General features: G+C 40.6%; 1 protein-coding gene. It reads left to right on the forward strand.

Annotation, left to right across the window (positions count from 1 at the left end; all coding sequences use genetic code 11):
* Positions 1 to 9: 9 nt before the first annotated feature.
* On the forward strand, positions 10 to 308 hold a 299-nt coding region (locus tag SB773_RS30900; RefSeq protein WP_410594057.1), incomplete at its 3' end, for a hypothetical protein.

Here is a 308-nt window from a genome sequence, read left to right on the forward strand (position 1 = left end):
GGAGGGTTTATGTTTAAGCTACGTTGTTATGCAAAAAAAGAGGGTGATGCTTACGTCGCCGTTTGCATCGACTTATGTTTAGCAGCACAAGGTTGTTCTATTCCTGACGCAATTGCAAAGTTAGACAGCCAAATAGAATTTTACGTAAAAGACGTATTAGATAACGATCGTGAACACGCTGAGCAACTATTTAGTCGAAAGGCACCTTGGCAGCAAAGGCTTACTTACCAACTTATAAAATGCGCTAATAACATTCGCGGCACTAAAGACCGCTTTCAAGATTACTGGCGTTCAACACTTACCTATAT

The organism is Bacillus sp. SIMBA_074, assembly GCF_046534555.1.
Taxonomy (GTDB): Bacteria; Bacillota; Bacilli; order Bacillales; family Bacillaceae_G; genus Bacillus_A; species Bacillus_A mycoides.